Source organism: Streptomyces sp. GESEQ-4 (assembly GCF_017948455.1).
GTDB lineage: Bacteria > Actinomycetota > Actinomycetes > Streptomycetales > Streptomycetaceae > Streptomyces.
Map to the genome: position 1 here is coordinate 46,607 of NZ_JAFFSU010000012.1, position 26,467 is coordinate 73,073.

The window sequence follows — 26,467 nt, forward strand, 5'->3', positions numbered from 1 at the left end:
GCCTCCGCCGGGCCGAGCCCGCTGAGCGCTGTGGACCACCGCCCGCCTGTGGAAAACTCCGTCACCCGAACGGGCGCCCGAGCCCCCGCGCCCTCACCTCACCACGGCCTCCGCCCTCCTCACCTGACCACGGCGTCCGCGCCCCTCACCTCACCACTGCCTCCGCCCCCAGCACCCTGCCGTACTGCTCCCGCACCTCCCGATATCGCAGCAGCTCCGCCGCCACCGGATCCAGCACGCGCGCCCGCCCGCACCCGGCGGCGGCCTCCCGCAATCGCCGTTCCGCCTCCAGCCCGTACCGCCGTGCCGGTCCCCGCGCCGCGAGCTTGCAACTCCATTCGACGAGCGGACCGCCCACGACGCCCGCCACCATCAGCAGCACCGGCACGCCCAGGTTCGGCGCCATGACCTGAAAGATCTGCCCGGTCAGCCAGATTCCGCCGACGATCTGAAGGATCGTCATGGCGGCCTGCGCCAGCACGGCCACCGGCCACCAGCCCGGCCTCGGCGGTCGCCCCGGCGGCAGCCCCGCCCGCGCGGCCAGCTCGTCCAGCGCCTCGGGCAGCCCCTGCGCCCCCCGTACGGCCGCCTCCCGCACCGCCTGCGCCCAGGGCGCCGGCAACCCCGCCGAGGCGCGGTCGGACACCGCCCGCACGGCCTGCTCGACACGCTGCCTGGCCGTGACCTCCTCGTCGTTGTGCGTACGCAACGACAGCCGCCCGGTGGGCGGTTCGCGCCGGTCGTTGAACCACCGCCACAGCCGCAGCCAGGGCGTGCCGCACGCGCGACCCGCGTTGCGCAGCCACGCGCGTTCGGCGGCTTCCCCGGCGGCGGTCGCGCCCACCGCGTCCGCGAGCCGCGCGGAGAACTCCTCCCGTGCGTCCTCGCTGAGCCCGCTGCGCCGCCCCGTGGCGTAGACGGGCCGCAGTCGCCAGGCCGCGGCGTCCACGTCGGCCGCGATCCGACGCGCCGCTGCCCCGCGTTCCGCCACGAACTCGCCGAGCGCCTCCCGCAGTTCCCCGACCCCGTCCCCGGTGAGCGCGGACAGCGCGAGCACGGTCGCGCCCGGCTCGCCGTACTCCCCCAGGGCGATGCCGTCCTCGTCGAGCAGTCGCCGCAGGTCGTCGAGGACCTGGTCGGTGGCCTCCCCGGGAAGCCGGTCGATCTGGTTGAGGACGACGAACATGATCTCCGCATGCCCCGCCATCGGCCGCAGATAGCGCTCATGCAGCACGGCGTCGGCGTACTTCTCGGGATCGACCACCCAGATGACCGCGTCGACGAGCGCCAGGACCCGCTCCACCTGCTCGCGGTGCTGTACGGCGGCCGAGTCGTGGTCGGGCAGGTCGACCAGGACGAGCCCGCGCAGCTCGGCCTCCGTGTCCGGGTTCTGCACCGGGCGCCGCCGCAGCCGTCCCGGAATGCCTAGCCGGTCGATGAGGGACGAGGCGCCGTCGCTCCAACTGCACGCGATGGGGGCGGCGGTGGTGGGCCGGCGCACCCCGGTCTCGGAGATGTTCACTCCGGCGAGCACGTTGAACAGCTGCGACTTTCCGCTGCCGGTGGCGCCCGCGATCGCCACGACGGTGTGCTGCCCGGAGAGCCTGCGGCGCGCCGCCGCCTCGTCGAGGACGCGCCCCGCCTCGGCCAGCGTCTTGCTGTCGAGCCGCGTACGGGACAGCCCCACCAGTTCGCGCAGCGCGTCCAGCCGCGACCGCAGCGGCCCGTCGTACGCCAGCGGCGCCACGGTCTGCGGTCCGGGACGCCTGCTCTCCACGACGGCGACCGGCTCCGCGGCAGCGGTCTCGTCGACCCGCCGTGCGATCAGCCCGTCGTCCCAGGGGCTGACGGATTCGGTACCGCCGGACTCCGCAGGGCCGGATTCGGTACGACCGGATTCGGTGCGACCGGTCTCCGTACGACCGGACTCCGTACGACCGGATTCACTATGCCCGGAGTCAGCGCGGCCGACGTCAGCACGGCCGGCGTCCCGTCGACCGAAGTCTTCTCGGTCGGCCTCCCCGCGCGCGGAGTCTTCCCGCCCGGCCTCCGTGGGCCCGGCAGCCCCGGTCTCGCCACGCCCGGTCTCCCCACGCTCGGACCCTCCGCGCCCGGCCTCCTCCGTACGCCCGAATCCGCCGCTCCCGTCGCCCACGCGCGCGTGCTCGTCGAGGTCGCCTTCTGCTTCCGCATCAAAGAACCCGCTGCCCATGGACGCACTCTCCCCGTCAGAACCCTCCCCGAGGTCTCCGGATGTGCTCTCCCTGTTCGGTCTGTGCCCAGGGAGGCTGTTTCTGGAATCGCGCTCTTCAGGGAGCTCGATTTCGACGCGCGCGTCCTCGGGGGCCACGCCCTCCGGGCGCTCGGCGTGTTCGGTGTGCTCGGTGTGGTCGCGGTCAGTGATGGCGGTCACCGGTCACCTCTCCTTCTGCAGTACGGACAGCGCGGCGATGAGTTCGGCCTGAGGTTCGGGGTGTACGTCGAGTGCGTCGAGCGGGGCCAGGCGGCGCTCGCGTTCGGTGTGCATGACCCGGTCCAGGTGGTCCGCGAGCAGCCGTCCGCCCCGGTCGCGCAGGCGCAGCGCCCCGTGGGGGCCGATCCGGTTGGCGAGTGCCTCACCACCGGACCGCGCCCGGCGCCCGCCGAGCAGGGTGGTGGCGGCGAGGGCGGCGACCACCTCGGCATCGGGCGCGACACTCCGGTCGAGGTCGCGTACCTCTTCCTCGGCGAACTCCTCGAGCTCCCGCCGCCACCGTCGTACGGCCATCCCGATCCGGTGCTCGGCGCTCTCCAGCGACGGATCGCGGTCGGCGAGCCCGGGAGCGCCGGATGCGGGTTCACGCCGCCAGGCGTCGTCGACGCGCTCGTCGGCGGCGGTGACGGCGCACAGCAGGAGGGCGGCAAGGCTCTCCACAAGGGCGTCGAGCAGTTCGCCCGCGGAGCAGTCGAGCGGGAAGGCCCGCCACCGCTTCAGGGCGTCGCCGGCCAGCACGGCACCCGCTTGCAAACGGCCCCGCACGCGCGCGTACTCGCTGTCGTAGGCCGAGTCGACGGCGGCGGTGAGCCGCAGGGCGGCGGCGTACTGGGCGGCGGCGGCGCTGGCCAGCTCGGGCATCCGGGATCGGAGTGATTCCAGAAGGCCGTACACCGTACGGGCCATCGAGTGCTGTCGGGCGGCCGGCTCCTGCGCCTGTTGGACCAGCCAGGTCCGCAGCGGCGCCACGGCGGTGGACGGCAGCAGCCCGCCGCCCCAGGCGGACTCGGGCAGTTCGGGCACCGTGAAGCGGGGTACGTCGCCGAGTCCGGACTTGGTGAGCAGCGCCGCGTATTGCCGGGACACCTCGGACACGACCTGGTGGGGCACCCGGTCCAGGACGGTGACCAGGGTGACGTCGTACTCCTTGGCGGTGCGCAGCAGGTGCCAGGGCACCGCGTCGGCGTAACGGGCCGCCGTGGTGACCATCAGCCAGATGTCGGCGGCGCAGATCAGCTCCGCGGCGAGGACCCGGTTGTCGGCCACGAGGGAGTCGACGTCGGGCGCGTCGAGGAGGGCGAGCCCGCGCGGCAGGGTGTCGGCGGTCTCGATCCGCAGCACGCGCGCGGGGTTCTCGCCCGGCAGCAGTAGCTCGTCGCCGGGGTCCTGATGGGGCATCCACACGCGCGTGAGATCGGGCAGCACCCGCATACCACTGAACCAATGATGGTCTTCGGGGTTGCAGACCAGCACCGGAGTCCGCGTCGTCGGGCGCAGCACCCCCGCCTCGCTGACCCGCCGCCCCACAAGGGAGTTGACCAGCGTCGACTTCCCGGCCCCGGTGGATCCACCCACCACGGCGAGCAGCGGCGCTTCAGGCTCTCTGAGCCGGGGCACCAAGTAATCGTCGAGCTGAGCGAGCAGTTCGTCGCGATTGGCACGCGCGCGCGGGGCCCCCGCCAGGGGCAGCGGGAAGCGTGCGGCGGCGACACGGTCGCGCAGGGCAGAGAGTGCGTCGAGCAGCTGAGGCCGTACGTCCAAGGTCACCACATGCGAAGAATGCCCAATTTTAGGGGATATCTGAAGCATATGAGCATGTCTGCGCGCCGATAGGACACAAGGGATGGAAGGGACGAGTGGGGCGAGGGCGAAGCCCAGGCATAACGAGTGCACAACACCCGAGGTGTGAGGCGCCAAAAGCGGTGCACGATTCGTACCTGCCTGCGATTATCAGGACCGCTTCACCGAACCTCCACATCGAGCCACGGAGGCGAAGCAACAGGGACACGGATCGGGGAGCCCTATCCTTGTCCCCGGCAATGTCACGGATCAGCCCCCGCCCGGGCACCACGACACAAGCCACCACCGGCCCCCGTAGCTCAGTGGATAGAGCAGGCGCCTTCTAAGCGCTTGGCCGCAGGTTCGAGTCCTGCCGGGGGCGCGCGTTTATGCAGGTCAGAGCCATTTCCTAACCCTTCGTAAGATCATTTACGGAGGGTTTTTTGTTGCCCCGGAGGGCTTTTTATCCCGATTCACACCCTCGAACCGGACTCCCCGTCCCATATACGTCCCCCGGTTCGGGAGTCATCCCACGGTCCGCCACCACCTGCGCACGAGTAATGCCTGCTCAGAGCCATTCTGACGACCCACCGGGAAGGCATGGAGCAGGCGACCAAGCAGCGCCTGCTCTGTTCCCCACAACGCTCTGGTGGGGGCTCCACGTACTGGCTTGATCTCTCCCTCGCCAGACCACAGCGGAGCGGCGGCGCCAGTACATTCGGCCCACTTCAAGTGCGGCGCGCGATACGAATACGGCTGTTGAGGAACGTAGGGGGAGCCATGACCAGAGCGTGGACGGTCCGGGGGCAGTTCGGGGAACGCGAGGAACAGGCACTGGACTCAGCCTGGACGAGCTGATCCGGCTCGTGGAACCCGTGCGTTTCGAGCGCGAGGCCCGCTACTGGGACGGGGTCGCCGCCAGCGCCAACGCGTCCGGGACGCTCAACTTCGGCGGCGGCGCCAAGGACTCCGGCGGTCGGGTGGCCGACGCGATCCTCAGCCCGGACACCGACCACGGCCGCCGCATCCGAGGCTGGTGAATACAAGGCCCAGCGCAATCCCCCGAACGAAACCGGCGCTGCACCGGACGTGCAAGTGACAGCCACGAGGCCGGGGCGGCCGCACGGAACGGTGGTCGCCCCAACCAAGGTCGACAGTCGTAAGAATGGAGAACAGAGTGAACGCGACCGAACTCCGCGAAATGGAAGACCTGCTCAGGGACGCCATCAGGTCGGCCGGGCTGGACTGGTTGCTCGATGAGCTGGACACGGCCATCGCGACGGGCGTTGCAGAGGAGAAGCTCCTTCAGCGCCGGCGCGGCGCTTCCACCGAGGAGTACGAAGCTCTCGCCGTCGCAGAGATGGGCACCGACACCTTCCACAGATCCCTGAAGAGGGGGGCCACCGTGGTGGTCACCACCCGGCCCATGAGCGCCCAGGAACGTACGGAGTTGCACCTCGACGCGCTGCGCCGACTGGTCCTGGAGCTCCCTCAGATCGAGGCGGAGAGCCTCAAGACCATGGGCTCCGAGGATGACCGGCACCGCGCGCCAGTCCGCAGCGTGCGGTTCGTCCCTGACGAGGAACTCACCGGGCGCCGAGACCAGACGCATGAACTCGCCGCCCGCCTCCCCGAAGATACCCGGGTCCGCCTTCAGAGCCTTTTCCATGAGGTACGTGAGGAGATCAACCAGTGAGCCCCGTCGACGACCTGCTCCAGGAGATCCAGAACCTGCTCACCGGCCCCGGGATCTCCTATACCTCCGTATCCCAGCCCTGGGACGTGTACGAGGGGTATCTCTTCTCCCTCGCCGTCTCCACCGCCAGCAGTTTGGGAGCCTCCGTCCACTACAAGGACGTACATGGGAGCACCGTCAACAATCTCGTGTTCCGTACCAGCCCCGGCCGGCTCTACAGCACCAGGCATCCGTACACCCATGCCGTCGTGGAGTTCGATCGCGCCCCGGCCCTGGAGGTGCACCTCGGTGTTCAGGTACAGGGGAATTCCGGTGTGGTGCACGAGTGTGACGTCCTGATCCTGCCCTCCGACGAGGCGGCGCTCTCCCGGCAGATCCGGATGGCGCCGCGGGGCAACAAGTGCCTGCTGGCCATCGAGTGCAAGTACTACACCGCCGGCCCGGTCGACATCGGCCATGCGCGCAATTTCGAAGGGCTGCACAGCGACCTGCGGACCGCCCGGAACCTGTTCGTCTCCAACACCGGAGCGCCGAACGTGGTCAAGTACCTTTCGGCCCGCAAGCGCGGATACGAGCGGGAAGTCGTGCCGGCCAATGTCAACACGGTCGGTTACACGCGTGGCCAGATCCGCGAGGCGTTCAAGATCTACCTCGGGAAGACCGCTCCTTCCACAGTGATCTGATCCAAGCACACCCGCTTGACTTAATGACACAATTATCATGTCATGGAGGCATGCTATACGCCACTCCCTCTCTGGACACCGACGACCAGCGGGCCCTCGACGAGATCGAGAGCATGGGCCGCGCCCTGCGCCACATGCTCCGGGCCACCCCCCGCTGGACCCGTCAACTGCGCCGCAACCTCACCGCCCGCGCGATCGCCGGATCGAACACCATCGAGGGATACGCCGCGACGGTCGACGACGTGGAAGCCCTCATGTCCGGCGAGGAACCCCTGGAGACCGGGGAGAAGACACGCGCCGAGTTGGAGGGCTATCAGCGCGGCATGACCTACATCCAGGCGCTCGCCGACGCCGGGGACGACTTCCGCTACGACGCCGGCCTGCTCAATGGTCTGCACTTCATGTTGCAGGGCCACCACCTCGACAAGCGTCCCGGCCGCTGGCGCGACGGGCCCGTCTACGTCACCAGCCCCGACGACCCGCTGGTCCCCGCCTACACCGCTCCGGACCAGGCGGTCGTTCCCGCTCTGATGTCGGAGTTCATCGACTGGCTCAACGACGGCGACCTCGACGCCCCCGTCCACATCCGCGCTTCCATGGCCCACCTCAATCTCGTCAAGATCCACCCGTGGAAAGACGGCAACGGGCGCATGTCCCGTGCACTGTCCACCTTGGTGTTCTCCCGCGAGGCCCTGATGCCGCCCGAGTTCTCCTCCATCGAGGAGTGGCTCGGACGCGGCCAGAACACGTACGCCTACTACCAGGTCCTGGAGGACGTGGGCGGCCCGCACTGGAGTCCGGAGCGGGACACCCGGCCCTGGATCCGCTTCTGCCTGACCGCCCACCACCGCCAGGCCCAGCAGGCCCAGCGGCGCTTCGACGTCATGTCGCGGGCATGGACCCGCCTGGTCGAGGGCGTCGAGGCCGCCGGCTTCGACGAGCGGGTCGTCTACGCCCTGCTGCCTGCGTTCTCAGACGCGAAGGTCCGCCGCACCGTCTACCAGCAGGACGCCGACCTCAGCGACCAGCAGGCCATCCGCGACATCCGGGAGCTTGTGGCCCGCGGCTGGCTCGTCCCCCACGGCAAGGCCCGCGCCCGGTACTACGCCCCGGGTCCCCTCATGGACCCGGTCCGGGACGAGGTCCGCCAATCCATGGAGCCGTACACGGACCCCTACAGGCGGGAGCGGTGACCCCCGTCGGCGATTACGCGACCAGGGTGGCCGAGGCATCTTGCATCTCGTTGAGTCGCTGCCGCAGATCTTGCTCCTGGCCACTGATGCATTGCGCGTACGTGGCGAACAACATGGCAACGCTGGTGCCGGCCCACTCAGCCACCTGAGCAGGTGGGATGCCGTTGTTCGGCCACATCGTAGCCGGGTGTGCCGAAGGTCGTATACGCGTCGTCCTGTCGGTGATGCGTATACGTGGGGTGGCAGGGTTGCCCTGCGGGCGTGGTCCCAGATGCGGCGGTAGACGGAGCCGGCGAGAACTCCGCCGTGTTCCCCAGGAACGAGTCGATCGTCGGGAAGCAGGCTCGCCTCCTGGATACGCGCCCGTAAAAGGGTGGACAGGCTCGGAGGGCACGGCACTATGCGCGTTTCACCCTCTGCTCTGCCTTTCAGACGTCGCTGATCGTGCCGGGTTCCACTGTCGGTCCACGTACGCCCGATCTCGGGCTCGGCGGCGTGCACCACGATGTCGGCCCACTGCCCTTCCCCCGAGGTAGGCACGACAAGGTCCGAGACACGCAGCGCAACAGCTTCTTCCGGGCGCAGCCCCGTGAAGTACAACGTGGCGAAGAACGCATGCAGTCTTTGCCCGCTGCGCGGCCGGTCGCGAATCCAGTCGAGCAACTGCGCCGCCTGCCCCTCGTTCAGCAGACGGCGTCGGTCGATCGCACCGGCGGACTGCGGTGCGAGGTTCCGCGACTCAGGAACCGGATCGGACAGCAGAATGCCGCGGACGATCGCATACCTCATCAGCAGATGCATGACCCGGCGATGCCGCTTCACGGACGAGGCGGCCGCCCGTCTCCCGTCCAGCAGCGTTCCCAGTACCAGCAGCACGTCCTGAACGACGAGCGGATCAGTCCAGGCGTCCGTGGTCGGAGTGTGCCGTCGCACCCAGCCGAGTACCGCGGCCACGTCATCCGGGGCATCGTCGCGGCGGTTGGTGTTGAAAGCCCAATCGCTCAGGGCCGTACGGACCCGGCGAGAAGGGACGCCCGGTGGATCCCGGTCCATCAGCGCAGTGGTGACGATCATCAATGTGCGAGCCGTGTTCTTCCGGTGATTCGCCGACACACGCGGCCACTGGGCGTCCGTGAACTGGACAGCGAAGTCATACCACCCGACCGAGGAAGCCCTCGGCTCGTGCCGTTCCGGCAAGCCGGTCGACATGTTGAAAGGCTCTCCGCCGTGCGTCGCGGTCACCAGCTCCGCTCGGAAACCGTCGGCCAGCGCGAACGTCTGAAACGTCTTGCGATGACGTTTTCCACCGACGGACCAGCGGACCCCGTAGGACTCGCGCAACTTCCCGGAGCCCCTCTCGATCTGCCAGACCCTGACGTCGAAGGTGGTATCCATGGTCCGCACCTCGATCCGGTCCCGCCTGTGGCGCCCCGCCTCGCGGAAACCCATGTCCTCGAATCGCTACCGGCTCTACATCCATGATCCCACCACCAGACAACCAGCAAGATCGTCCCACATACGTCCCCCGAAACAGCTGACGATGCGTCACCGGGCTACAAAAGGACAGGTCAGGGCGGTAGAGAAATCATTAGACTAAGTGCCTTCTAAGCGCTTGGCCGCAGGTTCGAGTCCTGCCAGGGGCGCCCTTTCTATGCTCTCCTTCGAGAGGGCGTTTTTGCTGGTCAGAGCAAGTATCGCGCGACGTGGCGAAGCCCCGGCCCCTCCCCTGACGATCAAGGGAGGAATCCGGGGCTGTCCGGCTGTCACCGGGTTTTCGCGGGTGACTGTGTCGAATACGTGTCGAAGTTCTTGACCGAAGATCAACCAGCGCCGGGCAGCTCGGGAAGGTCTCCGGCGGCTTCAAGGCGTTTCTTCAGGTCCGGCAATTGCCCATCGACGCACCGGGCGTACGTGGCGAGGAGTACCGGCACGCCGTTTCCAGCCCACTCGGCCACCTGCGCGGGCGGGATCCCGTCGTTGAGCGACTTGGTCAGCCGGGTGTGCCGATGGTCATACACGCGCTTGCCAGTCGGCGAGTCGAAGACATGCGGAGCATGTACCGCCCGGCGAGCACTGCGCCAGGCACGGCGGATCACGGAGCCCGCGAGGATGCCGCCGTTCTCGCCCTTGAACAGAAGATCACCCGGCTTGAGTTCTTCGTCTTCGATGTGCTGCCGCAGGATGCGAGTCAGGGCAGGATGGCCTGGCACCGTGCGTGTGTCCCCTTCGGCGCGGCCCTTGAGGTCGCGCTGTTCGTGGATCTCGCCCGTGTCGGTCCATTGCTTGCCGACTTCCGGAGTCGCAGTGTGGATCATCAGTTCGCACCACTGATCATCGGCGTCGATGTCGGGCAGGCGCACGTCCCGCACGTGCATGGCGACGACCTCTTCGGGGCGCGGTCCGCAGCCCGCTACGTCAAACTCCTCCACCTGCCCGGTGGCCGAGGCGCCGAGCAGGTCCGCGACGCGCTCGTCCACGCCCTCGGCGACCTCCCCGCCGAGCTGGCCCGCTCAGTGACCTGGGATCAGGGCAGCGAGATGAGTCGACATGACGATTTCACCCGCGCCACCGGCATCCCCGTCTACTTCTGCGAGCCCGCCAGCCCCTGGCAACGCGGCTCGAACGAGAACACGAACGGCCTGCTGCGCCAGTACTTCCCCAAGAGCACTGGCCTGTCCGTCTTCGGAGCCGAGGACCTCGCCTTCGTCGCCGCCGAACTCAACAGCCGCCCCCGCAAGACCCTCGGCTGGAACACCCCCGCGAACCTCTTCGCTGAGCTCGTCGCAACACTGGAATGATCACCGTGTTGCGACGATCACTGGAATCCGCCGCTGGGTGAGGATTCCTTCGTCGCGCCAGGCGGCGTAGTAGGCGTAGACGGTGCCGTGGTTGGGGAAGTCGTGCGGGAGGTATTTCCAGGGGATTCCGGTGCGGTTGATGTAGAGGAGTGCGTTGAATACGTCGCGGATGTCGACCTTGGCCGGCTGTCCGGTGGGCCTGCGGTCGAGCCGGGCCTTTCTCCAGGCTGTCAACGTCGGCTCGATTAAGGCCCATCGGGCGTCGCACAGGTCGCTCGGGTACGGCTTCCGCTGGCTCACGCCGTAGCGTGATCATGGATGCGGCAGCCGGTGCTGTTCCGCTGCTGGGCGTTTCTGCCTGATCTTCAAACCAGACGGACTTCATGCACGAGAACCGGAGCAAACGGGCGGCCAAATTCACAGCTCGATGGACGCGAGGGTGCGCGTATGGCGCAAAAACCTCAAGTCTGACGGCCGTGAAAGTTACTTACCGACATAGACCATCTCTAGGTGTCTGACCCGGGTTGTAACGAGGAGGGAGCGACCCTGCCAAAGCCGGGACGTGGCAGGACCGCCAGGCCTGCAGCTCGGCGCCGGGGATAAAGGGACTGATTCGCAGCAACGATTTGGCGGTCTACACCTCGCTGGGCTCTCCAGCGGTGACCGGCGCCTCCTGCGTCGCGGGAGGGCCGGGCCAGCGGATCGGCACCACGCACAGGACCGCCAGCCAGGCAGTGACCGCGACCGCACCCATCCCCCAGGCAAGGTTGCTGCCCTCAGCGATGAATCCGATGACCGGAGGTCCGGCGAGCAGCCCGGTGGTGCCCATCGCGGCGACCATGGTGAGGGTGGCGGACCCGTTCCGGGCGGCAGCCACGTAGAGGCACGGGGTCACCGCTGCCATGCCGAGCCCGACGCAGGAGAACCCGAACAATGCCGGGGCCACACCGCCTGCCAGCAGCGCGACCGCCAGCCCGGCGCCGGCCAGCGCACCGCCGACCAGGACGACGCGCTTGTCCCCCCATCGCTCTCGCCAGCCGTCGGCGAACAGCCGGGCCATCGCCATCATGGCCGAGGTGAAGGCGATGCCCAGCGGCAACAGGTGCGGTGCGGCGTGCGCGATCTCCTTGAGATAGAGGGCCGACCAGTCGGTCATCGCGCCCTCGGTGATGGTGGCGAAGATCATCGCCAGCGCCAGCCAAGCGGCGACCCCGGACGGCCGGGCCCACCGGCGGCCTGCCGCGTTCTCCGGGGCGGGCAGGTCGTGCTTCAGCAGGGCAGGCCGAGCCGCGAGGAGGAATAGCAACAACAAGACGCCGGCGATAGTGAAGTGCAGGGGCAGCGCATGGCTGAACGTGGTGACGGCGGAGGCGAACAGCGCGGCGGCGAAGATCCCGCCGCTGAACAACGCGTGGAGTTTGGCCATCGTGTTGCGCCGGAACGCCGCCTCGAGAGCGGCGCCCTGCGCGTTCATGGCTACGTTGAGACAGCCGACCGCGACGCCGTCGACAAGCAGCACGGCTAACGCGGACGGGTAGTTCGGGGCGACGGCGAGCCCGGCGAGGGCCGCGACCAGAGTAAGCGCGGAGCCGACGGCGAGACGCCGGGAACCCAGTATCGCCATCAATTTCGCGACGAGCGGGAACGACACTGCGGCGCCAGCCCCGGCGGCCAGCAGCAGCACACCAACCTCGGCTGAGGTCAGGTGGAGGCGGTCGGTGAGCGCGGGGATGCGTGCGGCCCAGGTCGAGTACTGGAAGCCGAGAAGCCAGAACAGTGCGGCGATGGCCAACTGGGAGCGGCGGAACTCGGTCATACGGCGCATGAGGGTCTCAACCTTGGTCGGCTAGGACGCGGGACATGTAGACAGCGTCCGCGCCGTATCCGGCCGACAGGGCGACCTCGGGATGGACGCGGTACCCGTGTGCAGACCAGAAACCGGTGGTTCCGCCGACGGCGACCAGGGAGATCCGCTCGTACCGAAAGGATCTGGCGGTGTCGGTTAGATGCCGCAGCATTCGTTTCGCCCAGCCGCGGTTGCGGAACTCGTCGCCGATGACGATGTCGTGCAGGTGCAGGTTCGACGAACTGAAGACGGTGTCTTCCGCACGGGCCAGGTCAGGAAACCGGAACCGCGGGTAGGGCAAGGCGATCAGATATCCGCCGATGCGTTCGCCGACATCCAGTACGAACGAAGTCGCCGGGGAGCTGCAGGCGCGGGACTCGAGCGCGGTGTGGGACTCGGAGAGCCCGCTCGCGGTGTACGCACCCGCCTCCAGCGCTGCGATGGTGCTCCAGTCGTCGGCGTTTATCGACCGAATGCGCTCCGCGCGGACGGTCACGCAGGGCAGCGGGTCGTAACCGTTGAAGCCGCGCGTGGTGTAGCTGGTGGCGTAGGCACCGGCGGAGTGGATCCACACTGGATCCCCCGAGGCGAGGTCGGCCGGCACGGGTACCGGAGCGCCGCCGAACGTGTCGTCGCTGTCGCAGGTCGGGCCAGCGACGACGGCCGGTACGCTCCGGCCGTCGGTACGGGTGGGAAATGTCAGGCGGTAGCGGATCTGGTCACCCTCGTACAGCCCGTTGAACCGGCCACAGCTCAGATAGAGCCATCTCTGCTGGCGGATGGTCAGCCGGGCGACGTGAGCGCGAACCGTGCCATGGTCGGCGACGAGATGTCGCCCCGGTTCGACGATGAACTCGAGGTGACTTCGAGACGCGTCCCGCAACCGCCGCATACCGGCCCGGATGGCGGCGAAGATCTCCGCAGTCGGCGGAGTCAGCGGGTCGCCGTCACGGGTGAGGTAGCCGTGGGCGGGCAGTCCGCCGCCGAGATTGATGAGGTCGAGGTGGATGCCTCGCGATTCCAACTCGGGCAGGACGGCGGCGAGATCATCCAATGCCTGCTGCCACCCAAGTACAGTCATCTGCTGCGACCCGACGTGGATGGACAACCCGGCGGGGACGAGCCCGTTCCGGCGGGCCTCGTCCAGGACACTGACCGGATCGTTGCTGCCGCACTTATCGGTGAGCCCCCACATGGCACCTTGACCGCTGGTGGCCACGCGGCAGAACACCCTGGCGCCAGGGGCGTGCTGGGCAATCGCCCATACGTCCTCGACGCAGTCGGTGGCGAAGGTGGTTATGCCCAGCCGATGGGCGGCGGCGATCTCGGCGTCAGACTTGACGGTGTTGCCGTAGTGCACGTCCTGCGGGGCGACCCCGGTCTGCAGGACCTGCCGGATCTCGCCGGGGCTGGCCGCGTCGAAGCCGGCACCCCGGTCGGCCAGGCAGGCCAGCACCTCGTGCAACGGGCAGGCCTTCATGGCGAAGCGCACCGTGACACCCGGCAGTTCGCTGCACAGAGCGTCGTACTGGCTCTCGATGCCGGTCAGGTCGTAGATGATCCGGTCCTGGTCAGCGCAGGCGAGCGCGGACTGCACGTGCGTCAGTTCAGACATGGCGGACGCTCGTGGCGCGGGCGGCCTCGACCAGGGGCGCCCACGCGTCGATGAGCAGCGCGTAGTCGTCCATGTCCCGGCGGGCCTCGATGAGCAGATTTTCCCGACGGTCCCGAATCTGATCCGCGACGACCACGAACCGGCCGCCGAGCCTGCGATATGCACGCTCAAGGCTGTCGATCTTGGCCTCGTTGGGTTCCCGGTTCTGCCAGGTGCTCTCCCGGACGATCGCGGCGATCGCGGCGGGGCTGTCGTCGATCATCCGCTGGTAGATGAAGTGGAAGTAGTACATGGACAGGATGAATTTCGCGAACCGCAATTGGTAGGCCAGAAAACCAGCGTCAGTCTTGCGTTCGGAGGTGTGGAAATTGACGATGTGGCGGTTGTGAAGGACCCCGGGCAACCGGGCCTTGTCGGCGACGTGGATGAGGAAGTAGTCGCTACCGATGGTGTCGGTGGCCGGCGGCAGCGGAATCTTTTCGTGTAGCCCGTGGAAGCTGATGTTGTGCATGTCCACCCGCATCGGGTCGACCACGGCGAGCACGGACCAGTCACCGGTGAACGGTTCCGAACCGGTGAACGACTCCTCGACCAGGGCGCGCTTCTCCTGTTCCGAGGTGCCGTCAGCAGCCCAAAGGCTGACCAGGTCGTAGTAGGCCTCGTAGTCGCGGATCTCACCGAGGTCCACGGACATCTCACCGACGAACGACGCGCCGACCATGGCCACTGTGGCGTCCTGCAACGACGGATCCAGCCGCTTCTCGACGGTCACGGCCTGGTGCGCCGGTTTACCGAGGGACAGCAGTTCCGCGTGGATCGGGAAGATTTTCTCCCCGTCGTACGTCTGGAAGAAGCTGTCCGAGTCGCGGCGGTGCACCGACTCGCATCCCAGGGCGGCCGCGATCAGGAAGGCGCGGTTGGTGCAGGCGCCGTACGAGAGGCCGTTTGGGAGCATCAGATCGGCCACAATGCCGGGCTTGGCGACATCGGAGCGCCGGATCACCCGCTGGAAGAACTCTCGCTGGGCCGACTCGTCCAGGTGCCAAACGTTGTCCGCCCGGCTCAGTACGCGGGCATGTGCCGCAATGTCCGCGGACGAATCCAGGACCAGCAGGTACACCTCGACGTCGAAGTTTTTCGCGGCGTAGGCGGCCTCTTCGACCACCTCTGCGAGGGTGGCAACGCACTCCCGGTTCGTCGGCACGGTCAGGCAGACACGGCGCACGTCCGCACCTCCCGCCGCGATGTCAAGCGCAGCAGCGACAGTCGTGTGAGGACGGCGTCGAGATCAGGACTTAAAGAAGAAACGATCGACAAGAAGTCATTCATCGCATCACTCCGGTACTGCGTTGCAGCACTCTTCGGCGCGCAACCGGAAGGACACAGCTGCGCGCTACTGCTGGGGGTGGGCAGGGAATTCTCTACGCCTAACCTCAGGTGCTGAGGTAAGGGGCCTGCTGTCCGGTGCAGAGGTCCTTTCAATTTCACCGAGGATCAATCTTTATTACTTGTGCAGAGTCTGTCAGGGGCATGCCATAGAAACGGTCGACGTTCGGTATACCCGGTGCCGGGACACGTGTCGGTGACGGCCGAACCCTGGTTCTGGATCACTTTCCGGATACCGTTGGTGATCTTCGCTCGGTCGCGATGGCGATGGGCCTGCGGATGGCGAGGGCAGGCAATCCGTGGGGCACGGCCGCGATGTGGGTGCGAGACCGGTTGGACAGCCTGTTCACGAATGAGGACTTCGTCGGCTGGTATCCGGCCGGTGGACGCAGAGGGCTCTGGCCCGCGTTGCTGGCACTGGTGTCGGTGTTGCAGTGCGCGGAGAACCTCACGCTGCCCGGGCGGGAAGGCTCCCGCCCGGGCAGCGGCCGGGCCGCCTGCCGGCCGACCGCCCGATGCTGGACATCGAGGGCAACGAGTTCTGCATCGGCTGAGACGCCGCGAACGCGCCTTCGCCCTGCCCCATGAGCCGGGCCTGGCGTGCTTGGCGTGCTTTATGGGACGCCTCGCCCACAGATGGACGCATTGGGCTTCGATTTCACAATTGATGATGATATGGGCCGGTCCAATGTTCCGTACTCGAACGGAGAACGCCCCCCATGCGCATCCGCACGCTCCTGACCGTAACCGCCATGACTGCCGCGGCAGTCCTCGGCAGCATTGGCCCAGCCGCTGCCGGGGACGAAGAGAACAGCGGCAGCGTCGTTCAGTCCGCTTCCGGGAATGACCAGCCGGAGCATGTCGGAGATGAAATGCCGAGCTCGTCGCCTGAGCACGGCGTGAATCGAATCGGGGGCATTTCCGACCAACGCGAGATTCCGGCTGCGGAACGTCCTGACGAAGACGCAGGCGGCGGCCTGCTCAGCAGGCTGTTCAGCTGAGCGAACGCAAAGGCTGAGCCTCCTTACCTCGCCTCGGTCAGGCTTACGTCTCGGCCTGAAGTTGCATGTCGGCGAGTTCCGCTTCGAGGTGGGCCATGGCCTCGCCGCCGGCCATGAGGTCGGTGATCTGCTCCCGGGTGCGTTCGCCGTTGCGGAAGTCGTCGGCCTTCTGGCCGCGGATGAGGACGGCGAAGTGGTCGCCGACCATCATGGCGTGGCGGACGTTGTGGGTGACGAGGATGACGGCTACGCCCTTGGCGCGGGCCTGCATGATGATCCGCAGGACGTGGGCGGCCTCCTTGACGCCGAGGGCGGCGGTGGGCTCGTCGAGGATGAGGACGTTGGCGCCGAAGTAGACGGCACGGGCGATGGCCAGGGCCTGGCGCTCACCGCCGGAGAGGCTGCCCACGAGACGGCCGCCGTCGGTGACGCGGGTGATGCCGAGGGACTGCATCTCTCGTACGGCGATCTCGCCGGCCAGCTTCTTGTCGAACAGCTTGAACGGGCCCCAGCCCTTGGTGGGTTCGGCGCCGACGAAGAAGCAGCGTCCGACGCCCATCAGCGGGAAGGTGCCGCCGAACTGGTGCACGGTGGCGATGCCCCGGTCGCCGGCGTCGCGCGGACTGTCGAGGACGACCGGTTCGCCGTTGATCTCGATCGTGCCGGTGGTGGGCTTGTGGAAGCCGGAGAGGATCTTGATCAGGGTCGACTTGCCGGCGCCGTTGTCGCCGAGCAGGCACAGCACCTTGCCGGGCTCCACCTCGAGGGAGATGTCCTGCAGCGCGTCGGTGCCGAGGAAGGACTTGCTGATGCCGGTCAGGCGCAGAAGGGGTGCGGTCATGGTCAGGCCTTCCTCGCGGATCGGGGCTTGTAGGACAGGGCGAGCCGGCGGAAGGTGTTGTTCATCAGGACCGCCGCGAGGATGAGGATGCCGAGGATCAGGCTGGCCCAGTCGGAGTTCCAACCGGTGTAGTAGATGCCCTGGTTGACGATGGCGAACGTCAGCGTGCCCAGTCCGACGCCGACGACGGAGCCGTATCCGCCGGTCAGCAGCACACCGCCGATGACCACGGCGATGATGGAATTGAAGACGAAGGACTGGCCGTTGGCGACCTGGGCGCCGTTGTAGAGGATGGTCTGGATCACGCCGACCAGGGCGGCACCCAAACCGCTGGCCATGTACAGGGCGATCTTCACCTGGGCGACCGGGATGCCGGTGGCGCGGGCGCTTTCCTTGTCGCCGCCGATGGCGAAGATCCAGTTGCCGTACTTCATCATCGTCAGCAGCACCGTGACGCAGACCGCGATGCCGATCCACCAGAAGATCGCGACCTCGAACTGACCGCCGATCAGCTGCCCGAACAGCGACTTCGACAGCGGGTCGGGGTTGATGGGGACGCTCGTGGTGCCGGTCGTGACGCGGGACAGGCCCAGGGTGAGACCGGCCAGACCGGACAGCGTGGCCAGCGTGACGATCAGTGAGTGGACGTTGGTGCGCGTGACGATGATCCCGTTGAGCAGGCCGACCAGCAGCCCGAGCCCGAGCGCGCACAGGATGCCGACGATCATCGGGGCACCCCAGTGGCCGGAGACGATGGCCAGCGTCATCGAGCTGCCGGCCAGTACCGAGCCGACGGACACGTCGAGTTCACCGGCGATCATCAGCAGTCCGACGGGGATGGCGATGATGCCGAGCTCGGCGGCGATGTTCAGCCAGCTCGCCGCGCCCGCCGGGGCCAGGAACTTCTCGCCGCCGAAGATCGCGAAGAAGACGAAGACACTGATCGTTCCGATGAGCGCGCCGACCTCGGGGCGATGGCGCAGTTGCCCCAAAGGGCTCTCGGACTGCTTCGGCGGGGCGACGGCGGGCTCTTCCCCGGCCGTCGTTTCGGTAAGTGAGGTTGTCATCGGGCTGTGTCACCTTCGTGGATCGGGAGGGATCAGCGGACGCCGGCCTTGGCACCCGCGATCGCCGCGTCGACGTTGTCGGCGGTGACCAGGAGCGGGCCGGTCAGGATCGGGTTCTGCGGCGGGAGCACGCCGTAGGACAGGTACTGGTTGGCGATCGACACGACGTAGAAGCCCTGCAGGTACGGCTGCTGGTCGATGGCGAACATCTGGTCGCCGGCCTTGATCCGGTCGAGCTGGCTCTGCGAGAGGTCGAAGGTGCCCAGCTTGATCTTGTCGCCGGCGCCGGCCTGCTTGATCGCGGCGGCGGCGCTGTCGGCGTCCCCGACGCCGATCGTCACCACGGCGTCGATGCCGCTGTCCTTCAGCAGCGCGCCCTTGATCGCCTGGGTGACGGCGGACGGGTTGCCGAAGTTGGAGGAAGGCAGCGGGAGTTGCTTGGATGCGGAGCCCTTGCTCGTGGCGCCGTCCTTGATGCCCTTGCAGCGGGCCTCCTGGTTGGCGGAGCCGGGGACGGTGTTGACGCACAGGATGTTCTTGGCGCCCTCTTCGGCGAATTTCGCGCCGCCCGCCTTGCCCGCCTCGTAGTCGTCCGACCCGATGTACTTCACGGCGCCGACGCGCTTGGCCGCTTCGATGCCGCCCGAGTTGTAGATGAACACCGGGATGCCCTTGGCGATGGCCTGCTTGATCGCGGAGTCCTGGTTCTCGGGCACCCAGTCCGGTACGAGGATCGCCGACGGGTTCTGCGAGATGGCGGTCAGCGTCAGCTTGGCGACGTCCGGACCGAGGTTGTCGTAGTTCTGCGGACCGAGGTAGGTGACCTTGCCGCCGCCCGCCTTCACCAGCTTCGTCGCGTCCTCGACCCCGCGCTTGACCGCGGAGAAGAACGGGTCGTCGGACTTGCCGCCGATGACGTAGATGCTGTTCTTGCCGTTGCTCTTCGTGCCGGATGTCGTTCCGCCCTCGGCCGGCGCCGTCGACTGCCCCGATGTATCGCCGGTGGCCTTGCCGCTGGCGCACCCGGTCAGCGCGGCCGCCGTCACGGCGAGCAGGCTCATCAAGGTCAGGCCGCTTCTGGAGAGACGACGGCCGGACGGCCGCCGGATCTGGGTGCGTTCCATGTGCGGGTGCTCCTTCATGTGGTGCCGGGGGAGGGCGTGAGCGGGGCCAGGCATGGCTCGGGGTGCGGGGCGCGGGGTGTTGGGACAACTCGTTGCGGGGGGGGTGTCCGGTACCCGGCACGGCAACGCTCGATTGAGGTGTGAGCGTGGATTCAGCGAGTCGTTTAAATCGCTTTAAGTTCTAAGCGGTGCGCAGAGCATGCTTGCGTTTCGGGAATGTGTCAAGAGTTCGCTCACAGGTGCACGCTGCGGCGTGCGCCTGTCGCATAAAAGTGCATCAGCCACATATGTGCCGCCCGGGGGCGGGCCCGACGGCTCGACGGGATCAGCGCGGTCGGCTCGTGGTCGCCCGTACGACCAGCGAAGGCGCGAGGACGATCTCCCGAGGTGCCGTGCGCCCCTGGTCGAGGCGTTCGACGGCGGCCGTCACGGCCTGCCGGGCCTGCTCCTCGGCGTTCTGGCTGACGGTGGTGAGGTTGAAGCAGCTCAGCCGGGACAGGGTGTCGTCGTCGTAGCCCGCGACGGACACGGCGCCGGGGACGTCGACCCCGGCGCCCCGCAGGGCGGTGAGCAGCCCGATGGCGCTCCGGTCGTTGAACGCGACCACCGCGGTCGGCAGGTCGCCGCCGTCGAGGAGGTGCCGCCCGGCCTTCTCACCGGCCTCCTCGGTGAGGTCCCCGTGCAGGACCCTGATCCGTTCGCCGAGACCGTGACGGCGCATGGCGGCCCGGTAGCCGCGGCGCCGGTCGGTGGCGATGACGCCCTTGCCGCCGTCGACGTACGCGATCGCACGGTGGCCGAGACCCACCAGGTGGTCGACGACCTGGCCGACTCCGTCGTCGTCAGCGCTGCGGACGACGTCGAGGTCGGCGCCGGTGATCCTGCGTCCCACCGAGATGACGGGCGCCCTGCGGTCGAGGTCGGCGAGGACGGAGGCGGGCGCCACCGGGCCGAGCAGGATCAGGGCTTCGCAGCGGAAGGCGAGGAGCGTCTCTACGGCCGTGCTCTCGTCGCGGGTCCGAGTCTGGGTACTCAGGACCAGGTCGTATCCGACGCCCTCGGCGGCCGTGTGGAGATGCTCGACCAACTCGGCCTGGAAGGCGCTGTGGACGTCGATCATGACACCGAGCAGCCTGCTGCGCCTGCTGGCCAGGGCGCTGGCCGTGCGGTCGGGCCGGTAGCCCAGCTCGGCGGCGGCCTTCAGCACGCGCTGCCGTGTGCGCTCGCTGGGGCCGGGGATGTTGCGCAGCACCAGCGACACCGACGCCGTCGACAAGCCGACGCGCGCGGCGACATCCTCCAGCCGGGGACGCGCAGCCCCGCCGTTGCCGCCCACGGGGGCGCCGGAGCCGAGCTCTTCCACACGACCTCCCATGAATCCGCCGGTCTGCAGAATCTGCTGGTCCACAGAATCTGCTGGATCTGCTGGATCTGCGCAACAACCTTGACATCTACCTGTGACGCTGCTGATAGTACCAGGGTTTAAAGCGTTTTAATTCATTGCCTGGCCGGCCACCGAAGGGGAATCACCATGGGCACAACACCGATCAGGGTGGCGGTCATCGGGGCCGGAATGGCGGGCAGAGCCCACCTCAACGGCTACCGGCAGGCCGCGACGCTGTACGGCGCAGGACTGCCCGAGGTCCGCCTGGTCGCCGTAGCCGACGCTCACGAGCCCTTCGCCCGGGACGCCGCACGCCGCTACGGCTATGAGCGCGCCGAGACCGACTGGCGGGCGATCGCCGAGGCCGACGACATCGACGCGGTCAGCGTCGTGGTCGCCAACCATCTGCACCGCGAGATCGTCGAGGCGCTGCTGGCGGCGGGCAAGCACGTGCTGTGCGAGAAGCCCCTCGCACCGTCCGTGGCCGACGCCCAGGCCATGGCGAAGGCCGCGGAGAACACCGGCCTGGTGGCCGCGACCGGCTTCACCTTCCGCCGCTCCCCCGCCGTCAACGCCATCCGGCAGCAGGTGCTGGAGGGCTCGCTCGGCCCCGTGCAGCACTTCAACGGGCACTACTGGTGCGACTACGGACACGACCCCGACGCCCCCATCAGCTGGCGTTACCGCGGCGGACCCGGTTCCGGCGCGCTGTCCGACGTCGGCAGTCACCTCATCGATCTCGGCGAGTACTTCTGCGGGCCGGTGCGCAGCGTGCAGGGCGCGGTGCTGTCCATACAGGTCCCCGAGCGGCCGACGCCCCTCGGCACCGCAGTGGGGCACTCGGCGAACGTGCAGGTGAGCCAGGAGCGGCAGCCTGTCGAGAACGAGGACCTCGCCACCTTCACCGCGACGTTCGCCTCCGGCGCCGTCGGCACCTTCTCCGTCTCGCGCATCGCCCGCGGGCTGGCCAACTCCCTTGGTTTCGAGGTGTTCACGAGGGGCGGCGCGGCGACCTTCGAACTGTCACGTCCGGCGGAGTTCACCATCGCCGACGCGGCGGCCGCCGACCCCGTGGACGGCTACCGGCGCGTGGTGATCGGTCCCGGCCACCCCTACATCGCCGGCGGCCTGCCCATGGACTTCCCCAGCGTGGGCCACGGCCAGCACGAGTTCTTCGTCTGGCAGGCCCGCGCCTTCCTGGAGCAGATCGCGGGCCTGGACCGCCTTCCCCCGTGCCCCACCCTCGCCGACGGGCTGCACAACCTGCGCGTCATCGACGCGATCGTCGCCTCCGCCGACGCGGACGGCAAGGCGGTCACCGTCCAGTAGCTCGCGAAACCTCGTAGCAACGACCTATTGACATGACATTCGGACGGGGTCATCGTTCTCGACTAGAGCGCGCTATTCAAGCGCTTCAAGCTTGTTGCTCGACTTGCTCGACTTGTTTGCTCGAAGGGAAGCCAGCTGTGACGCCGTTCGAAGTGCTGACCATGGGCCGCGTCGGAGTGGATGTGTATCCGCTCCAGACGGGTGTGGGGCTGGCCGAGGTCACCTCGTTCGGCAAGTACCTCGGCGGCAGCCCCACCAATGTCGCCGTCGCCGCCGCCCGCTACGGGCGTACCGCTGCCGTGATCACCAAGACGGGCCGGGACCCGTTCGGGGACTTCGTCCGTACGGCGCTGGAGGGCTACGGCGTCGACAGCGGCTTCGTCGGTACGTCGGACATCGCGCCGACCCCGGTGACGTTCTGCGAGATCTTCCCGCCGGACGACTTCCCGCTGTACTTCTACCGCCTGCCCAAGGCCCCCGACCTGGACATCGCTCCGGGCGAGCTGGACCTGGACGCGGTGCGGGAAGCGTCGGTCTTCTGGATCACCGGGACCGGGCTGAGCGAGGAGCCGAGCCGCTCGGCGACGCTCGCCGCGCTGGCCCACCGGGCGAAGGCGGGGACGACGGTGTTCGACCTCGACTGGCGGCCCATGTTCTGGAAGGACCCCGGCCGGGCACGGGCGTTCTACGCCGAGGCCCTCCGGCACACCACCGTCGCCGTCGGCAACCTCGACGAGTGCGAGGTCGCCACCGGTGAGCGTGAGCCGTATGCCGCCGCGAAGGCGCTGCTCGCCGCCGGGGTGGAGCTGGCGGTGGTGAAGCAGGGGCCGAAGGGCGTGCTGGCGATGGACCGGGACGGTTCGACGGCCGAGATCCCGCCGGTGCCGGTGGACGTGGTCAACGGCCTGGGCGCCGGTGACGCCTTCGGCGGGGCGCTGTGCCACGGGCTGCTGTCCGGCTGGGACACCCCTCGCACGGTCGCCTTCGCCAACGCCGCCGGCGCCATCGTCGCGAGCCGCCTGTCCTGCTCCGACGCGATGCCGACCGAGGCCGAGGTGACCGCGAAACTCCGGGCCGCGAGCTCGGACGACCTTCAGCGAGAGGCGTGACGACGTGCTGTCCGACAACGTGAGCCGGATCGTGGACGCCCGGGTGAGCGACCCCGGCGCCATCGCGGCCGCCGCCGCGCGCCGCGTGAAGGCGACCTCGCTGCTCGGCGAGCACGGCAAGGCGATGATCATCGCCGCCGACCATCCGGCGCGCGGCGCGAACGGCGTGGGCGGTGACCCGTCCGCCATGGCCGACCGCTTCGAGTTGCTGGACCGGCTGTGCGTGGCGCTGGAGCGGCCGGGTGTGACCGGGGTGCTGGCCACCGCCGACATCCTGGAGGACCTGCTGCTGCTCGGCGTCCTGGATGGCAAGACTGTCTTCGGTTCGATGAACCGGGCCGGTCTCGCGGGTTCGGTGTTCGAGATCGACGACCGGTTCACCGGCTACGACGCCGCCACGATCGCCGCGATGGGCTTCGACGGCGGCAAGATGCTCACCCGTATCGCCCTGGGCGACCCTGCGACTCCGTCCGTCCTGGAGAACACCGCCCGTGCCGTGGACGAGCTGAATGACCGTCAACTCATCGCGATGGTCGAGCCGTTCATGTCGGCGTGGCAGGACGGAAAGATCCGTAACGACCTCTCCACCGATGCTGTCATCAAGTCGGTCAGCATCGCCTCGGGGCTGGGGCGCCGCACCGCCTACACCTGGCTGAAGCTGCCGGTCGTCGCCGACATGGAGCGGGTGCTGGCCTCCTCCACGCTGCCCGCGCTGCTGCTGGGCGGCGAGGTCAAGGACGCCGACGCCGCGTTCGCGTCCTGGGGCAAGGCGCTCAAGCAGCCCACCGCGCAGGGTCTGGTCGTGGGCCGGTCCCTGCTCTACCCCGCGAGCGGCGACGTCGCCGGCGCCGTGGACCGGGCGGTGAGTCTGCTGTGACCTCGTCCACCGTCACCACGGACGGCACGGCCTTCGAACTCGCCGGGCGGACAGGCGTGTTCGACTCGGTCACCGACTTCGCGTACCTCCCCCGCGCGTCGGAGGCCCTGATCAGCAGCGCATCCGGTGAGAGGTTCGCGCTGCCCTCCGCCCGTACCGAGCAGGGAGGTCACTCGGCTCGGTACGGGCACAAGGAGGACGTCCCCGTCGAGCTGCGCGGAGCCGGGGCGTGTTCGAGGCAGGTCAACAACTACTGCCTGCCCGGCAGCAACTGGTCGTCGTATCCACCGCACAAGCACGACGAGGCCCGGCCCGGCTTCGGCTACCAGCGGGTGCACGGCACTCCCGAGCGGCCGATCGATGTGCTCGCCGAGATCCGGTCCGGCGACACCGTGCTGATCCCGCACGGCTGGCACGGGCCGTCGATCGCCGGGCCCGGCTACGACCTCTACTACCTCAACGTCATGGCCGGTCCGGGCCAGGACCGCGCCTGGCTGATCTGCGACGACCCCGCCCACGGCTGGGTGCGCTCCACCTGGGACGCGCAGGACATCGACGACAGGCTTCCCTTCGAAGGACTCAGCGAGCGATGAACACCATCCGACTGACCACCGCTCAGGCCCTGGTGCGCTTCCTGGCGAACCAGTACAGCGAGCGCGACGGCCAGGAGCAGCGGCTGATCCCCGGCATGTGGGGCATCTTCGGGCACGGCAACGTGGCCGGGGTCGGGCAGGCGCTGCTGCAGGCCGCCGTCACCCAAGAGGCCGATCTCCCTTACTACCTGGCCCGCAACGAGCAGGGCATGGTGCACGCGTCGGTGGCGTACGCGAAGATGCGTGACCGGCTGGCCGCCTTCGCCTGCACGGCCTCCACCGGCCCCGGCTCCACGAACATGATCACCGGTGCGGCGCTGGCGACCACCAACCGGCTGCCGGTCCTGCTGCTGCCCTCCGACATGTTCGCCACCCGCGCCGCCGACCCGGTGCTCCAGCAGCTGGAGGACACCCGCGGCGGTGACGTCACGGTCAACGACGCCTTCCGCGCCGTATCGAAGTACTTCGACCGCGTCTCGCGCCCCGAGCAGCTGATCCCGGCCGCGCTGGCCGCGATGCGGGTGCTGACCGACCCGGTGGAGACGGGTGCCGTGACGCTCGCGCTGCCGCAGGACGTGCAGGCGGAGGCGTACGACTGGCCGGCCGACTTCTTCCGGCGCCGGGTGTGGCATGTGGGCCGCCCGGTGCCGGAACCGAGCGCCGTGGAGCGGGCCGCACGCCTGCTGCGGGGCGCGCGGAAGCCGCTGATCGTGGCGGGCGGCGGGGCTGTGTACTCCGGCGCCGAGACCGCCCTGCGCGCCTTCGCCGAGGCCACCGGCATCCCGGTCGCGGACACGCACGCGGGCAAGGGCGCCGTGGCCTGGGACCATCCCCGCGCGGTCGGCGGCATCGGCTCCACGGGGTCGTATGCGGCGAACGAACTGGCGCGCGAGGCCGATGTCGTCCTCGGCATCGGCACCCGGTACTCCGACTTCACCACCGCCAGCCACACCGTCTTCGGCAACCCGGACGTCGCCTTCGTCAACCTCAACGTCGCCCGCCTCGACGCCGTGAAGCACTCGGCGGAGCCGCTGGTCGCGGATGCCCGCCTCGGCATCGAAGCGCTGGCGGGGGCGCTCGCAGACTGGGAAGTGGACCAGGAGTACCGCGACCGCGCCCGCCACCTCATCGCCCGGACACGGGAGATCGAGGAAGAGTGCTTCGCACCCGACCGCAACACCGGCGGGTTCCCCGCCCAGACCCAGATCCTCGGCGCGCTCAACGACGTACTCGACGATCGGGCCGTCGTCATCAACGCGGCCGGTTCCATGCCCGGTGACCTGCAACAGCTGTGGCGGGCGCGGGATCCGAAGGCCTACCACGTCGAGTACGCCTACTCCTGCATGGGTTACGAGGTGGCCGCCGGACTCGGCGCGAAGATGGCCGATCCCTCGCGCGAGGTCGTCGTCCTGGTCGGTGACGGCTCGTATCTGATGATGGCTCAGGAGATCGTGACGATGGTCTCCGAGGGCCTGAAGGTCATCATCGTCCTGGTCCAGAACCACGGCTTCGCCTCGATCGGCGCCCTGTCGGAGGCGCTCGGCTCGCAGCGGTTCGGCACCAAGTACCGCTTCCGCGACGGGGATTCGGGCCGGCTCGACGGTGACGTCCTCCCCGTCGACCTCGCCGCCAACGCCTCCTCCCTCGGCGCGGACGTCCTGCACGCCACCAGCGTCGACGAGTTCCGCAGCGCGATGGAGAAGGCCAAGGCCACCCAGTACACCACCGTCGTGCACGTCGAGACCGACCTCTACGGCCCCAACCCGCCCGGCCACGGCTGGTGGGACGTCCCCGTCAGCCAGACCTCCGCCCTGGACTCCACCCGCGCCGCCTACGAGACGTACGCCGCGAACAAGCTCAATCAGCGGCACTACCTGTAAGGACACCCTCAC

General features: G+C 68.5%; 20 protein-coding genes, 2 tRNA genes and 3 pseudogenes. 13 read left to right on the forward strand and 12 right to left on the reverse strand.

Annotated elements, in window-relative coordinates; all coding sequences use genetic code 11:
- Positions 1-145: 145 nt before the first annotated feature.
- Positions 146-2,413 (reverse strand): GTP-binding protein, encoded by a 2,268-nt coding sequence (locus KCH48_RS23165; protein ID WP_210576621.1) that lies wholly within the window; start codon positions 2,411-2,413, stop codon positions 146-148.
- A gap of 3 nt (positions 2,414-2,416) precedes the next feature.
- Complete coding sequence (locus KCH48_RS23170) at positions 2,417-4,024, reverse strand: dynamin family protein (RefSeq protein WP_210576622.1); 1,608 nt, start codon at positions 4,022-4,024, stop codon at positions 2,417-2,419.
- A gap of 318 nt (positions 4,025-4,342) precedes the next feature.
- Between KCH48_RS23170 and KCH48_RS23175 the strand changes: the two genes are divergently transcribed.
- From KCH48_RS23175 to KCH48_RS23200, 6 genes are all read left to right on the forward strand, one after another.
- Positions 4,343-4,415, forward strand: a tRNA-Arg gene (locus KCH48_RS23175).
- Positions 4,416-4,899: 484 nt separating this feature from the next.
- On the forward strand, positions 4,900-5,073 hold the full coding sequence (locus tag KCH48_RS23180; protein WP_210576623.1) for a hypothetical protein: 174 nt from the start codon (positions 4,900-4,902) through the stop codon (positions 5,071-5,073).
- Between the two features lie 125 nt (positions 5,074-5,198).
- Positions 5,199-5,729: a hypothetical protein gene (locus KCH48_RS23185; protein WP_210576624.1), complete on the forward strand. Its 531-nt coding sequence runs from the start codon at positions 5,199-5,201 to the stop codon at positions 5,727-5,729.
- Positions 5,726-6,412, forward strand: a complete 687-nt coding sequence (locus tag KCH48_RS23190; protein WP_210576625.1) for a hypothetical protein — start codon at positions 5,726-5,728, stop codon at positions 6,410-6,412. Before KCH48_RS23185 ends, KCH48_RS23190 begins: the two co-directional genes overlap by 4 nt.
- Before the next feature lie 50 nt (positions 6,413-6,462).
- Positions 6,463-7,605: a Fic family protein gene (locus tag KCH48_RS23195; protein WP_246885745.1), complete on the forward strand. Its 1,143-nt coding sequence runs from the start codon at positions 6,463-6,465 to the stop codon at positions 7,603-7,605.
- Between the two features lie 1,582 nt (positions 7,606-9,187).
- A tRNA-Arg gene (locus tag KCH48_RS23200) sits at positions 9,188-9,245 on the forward strand.
- A gap of 180 nt (positions 9,246-9,425) precedes the next feature.
- On the opposite strand, the gene KCH48_RS23205 is transcribed toward KCH48_RS23200, so the two are convergent.
- The gene (locus tag KCH48_RS23205; protein ID WP_246885746.1) at positions 9,426-9,980 is read right to left on the reverse strand and encodes a hypothetical protein; all 555 of its coding nucleotides are present in this window, start codon (positions 9,978-9,980) and stop codon (positions 9,426-9,428) included.
- On the opposite strand from KCH48_RS23205, the pseudogene KCH48_RS23210 reads away from it, so the two are divergent.
- Positions 9,918-10,403 (forward strand): annotated as a pseudogene (locus tag KCH48_RS23210) (IS30 family transposase); the annotation flags it as partial. The gene KCH48_RS23205 and the pseudogene KCH48_RS23210 overlap by 63 nt on opposite strands.
- 33 nt (positions 10,404-10,436) lie before the next feature.
- Here KCH48_RS23210 and KCH48_RS23215 read toward each other — a convergent pair.
- The 5 genes and pseudogenes from KCH48_RS23215 to KCH48_RS23230 form a co-directional block, all read right to left on the reverse strand.
- Positions 10,437-10,703: pseudogene (locus KCH48_RS23215) on the reverse strand (transposase); the annotation flags it as partial.
- A 334-nt stretch (positions 10,704-11,037) separates the two neighbouring features.
- Complete coding sequence (locus KCH48_RS23220) at positions 11,038-12,228, reverse strand: MFS transporter (RefSeq protein ID WP_210576626.1); 1,191 nt, start codon at positions 12,226-12,228, stop codon at positions 11,038-11,040.
- A 7-nt stretch (positions 12,229-12,235) separates the two neighbouring features.
- Positions 12,236-12,745, reverse strand: a complete 510-nt coding sequence (locus tag KCH48_RS42340) for a GNAT family N-acetyltransferase (protein ID WP_307840928.1) — start codon at positions 12,743-12,745, stop codon at positions 12,236-12,238.
- Positions 12,731-13,864: pseudogene (locus KCH48_RS23225) on the reverse strand (ornithine decarboxylase); the annotation flags it as partial. The gene KCH48_RS42340 and the pseudogene KCH48_RS23225, both read right to left, overlap by 15 nt.
- Positions 13,857-15,089 carry a DUF6271 family protein gene (locus tag KCH48_RS23230; protein WP_210576628.1) on the reverse strand — a complete coding sequence of 411 codons (1,233 nt, stop codon included), beginning with the start codon at positions 15,087-15,089 and terminating at the stop codon, positions 13,857-13,859. The pseudogene KCH48_RS23225 and the gene KCH48_RS23230, both read right to left, overlap by 8 nt.
- A gap of 880 nt (positions 15,090-15,969) precedes the next feature.
- On the opposite strand from KCH48_RS23230, the gene KCH48_RS23235 reads away from it, so the two are divergent.
- Complete coding sequence (locus tag KCH48_RS23235; RefSeq protein ID WP_210576629.1) at positions 15,970-16,251, forward strand: hypothetical protein; 282 nt, start codon at positions 15,970-15,972, stop codon at positions 16,249-16,251.
- Between the two features lie 43 nt (positions 16,252-16,294).
- Here the strand turns inward: KCH48_RS23235 and KCH48_RS23240 are convergent, their stop codons facing one another.
- From KCH48_RS23240 to KCH48_RS23255, 4 genes are all read right to left on the reverse strand, one after another.
- A complete protein-coding gene (locus KCH48_RS23240) occupies positions 16,295-17,092 on the reverse strand; it encodes an ATP-binding cassette domain-containing protein (protein WP_210576630.1) in 798 nt (265 codons plus the stop codon).
- 2 nt (positions 17,093-17,094) lie between these two features.
- Entirely contained in the window at positions 17,095-18,159 is a 1,065-nt protein-coding gene (locus tag KCH48_RS23245; protein ID WP_210576631.1) for an ABC transporter permease, read from the reverse strand.
- A gap of 32 nt (positions 18,160-18,191) precedes the next feature.
- Positions 18,192-19,283, reverse strand: a complete 1,092-nt coding sequence (locus tag KCH48_RS23250; RefSeq protein ID WP_210576632.1) for a sugar ABC transporter substrate-binding protein — start codon at positions 19,281-19,283, stop codon at positions 18,192-18,194.
- A gap of 325 nt (positions 19,284-19,608) precedes the next feature.
- Positions 19,609-20,658, reverse strand: coding sequence for a LacI family DNA-binding transcriptional regulator (locus tag KCH48_RS23255; RefSeq protein ID WP_210576788.1), 1,050 nt, complete (start codon positions 20,656-20,658; stop codon positions 19,609-19,611).
- A gap of 156 nt (positions 20,659-20,814) precedes the next feature.
- On the opposite strand from KCH48_RS23255, the gene KCH48_RS23260 reads away from it, so the two are divergent.
- From KCH48_RS23260 to iolD, 5 genes are all read left to right on the forward strand, one after another.
- The gene (locus tag KCH48_RS23260) at positions 20,815-21,996 is read left to right on the forward strand and encodes a Gfo/Idh/MocA family protein (RefSeq protein WP_210576633.1); all 1,182 of its coding nucleotides are present in this window, start codon (positions 20,815-20,817) and stop codon (positions 21,994-21,996) included.
- 161 nt (positions 21,997-22,157) lie between these two features.
- Positions 22,158-23,105, forward strand: a complete 948-nt coding sequence (gene iolC / locus KCH48_RS23265) for a 5-dehydro-2-deoxygluconokinase (protein ID WP_210576789.1) — start codon at positions 22,158-22,160, stop codon at positions 23,103-23,105.
- A 4-nt stretch (positions 23,106-23,109) separates the two neighbouring features.
- Positions 23,110-23,982 (forward strand): aldolase, encoded by an 873-nt coding sequence (locus KCH48_RS23270; protein WP_210576634.1) that lies wholly within the window; start codon positions 23,110-23,112, stop codon positions 23,980-23,982.
- Positions 23,865-24,575, forward strand: a complete 711-nt coding sequence (locus tag KCH48_RS23275; RefSeq protein ID WP_374104704.1) for a 5-deoxy-glucuronate isomerase — start codon at positions 23,865-23,867, stop codon at positions 24,573-24,575. The genes KCH48_RS23270 and KCH48_RS23275 overlap by 118 nt, the downstream gene beginning before the upstream one ends.
- Positions 24,572-26,455: a 3D-(3,5/4)-trihydroxycyclohexane-1,2-dione acylhydrolase (decyclizing) gene (iolD, locus tag KCH48_RS23280; RefSeq protein ID WP_210576635.1), complete on the forward strand. Its 1,884-nt coding sequence runs from the start codon at positions 24,572-24,574 to the stop codon at positions 26,453-26,455. The genes KCH48_RS23275 and iolD overlap by 4 nt, the downstream gene beginning before the upstream one ends.
- The last annotated feature ends 12 nt before the right edge of the window (positions 26,456-26,467 follow it).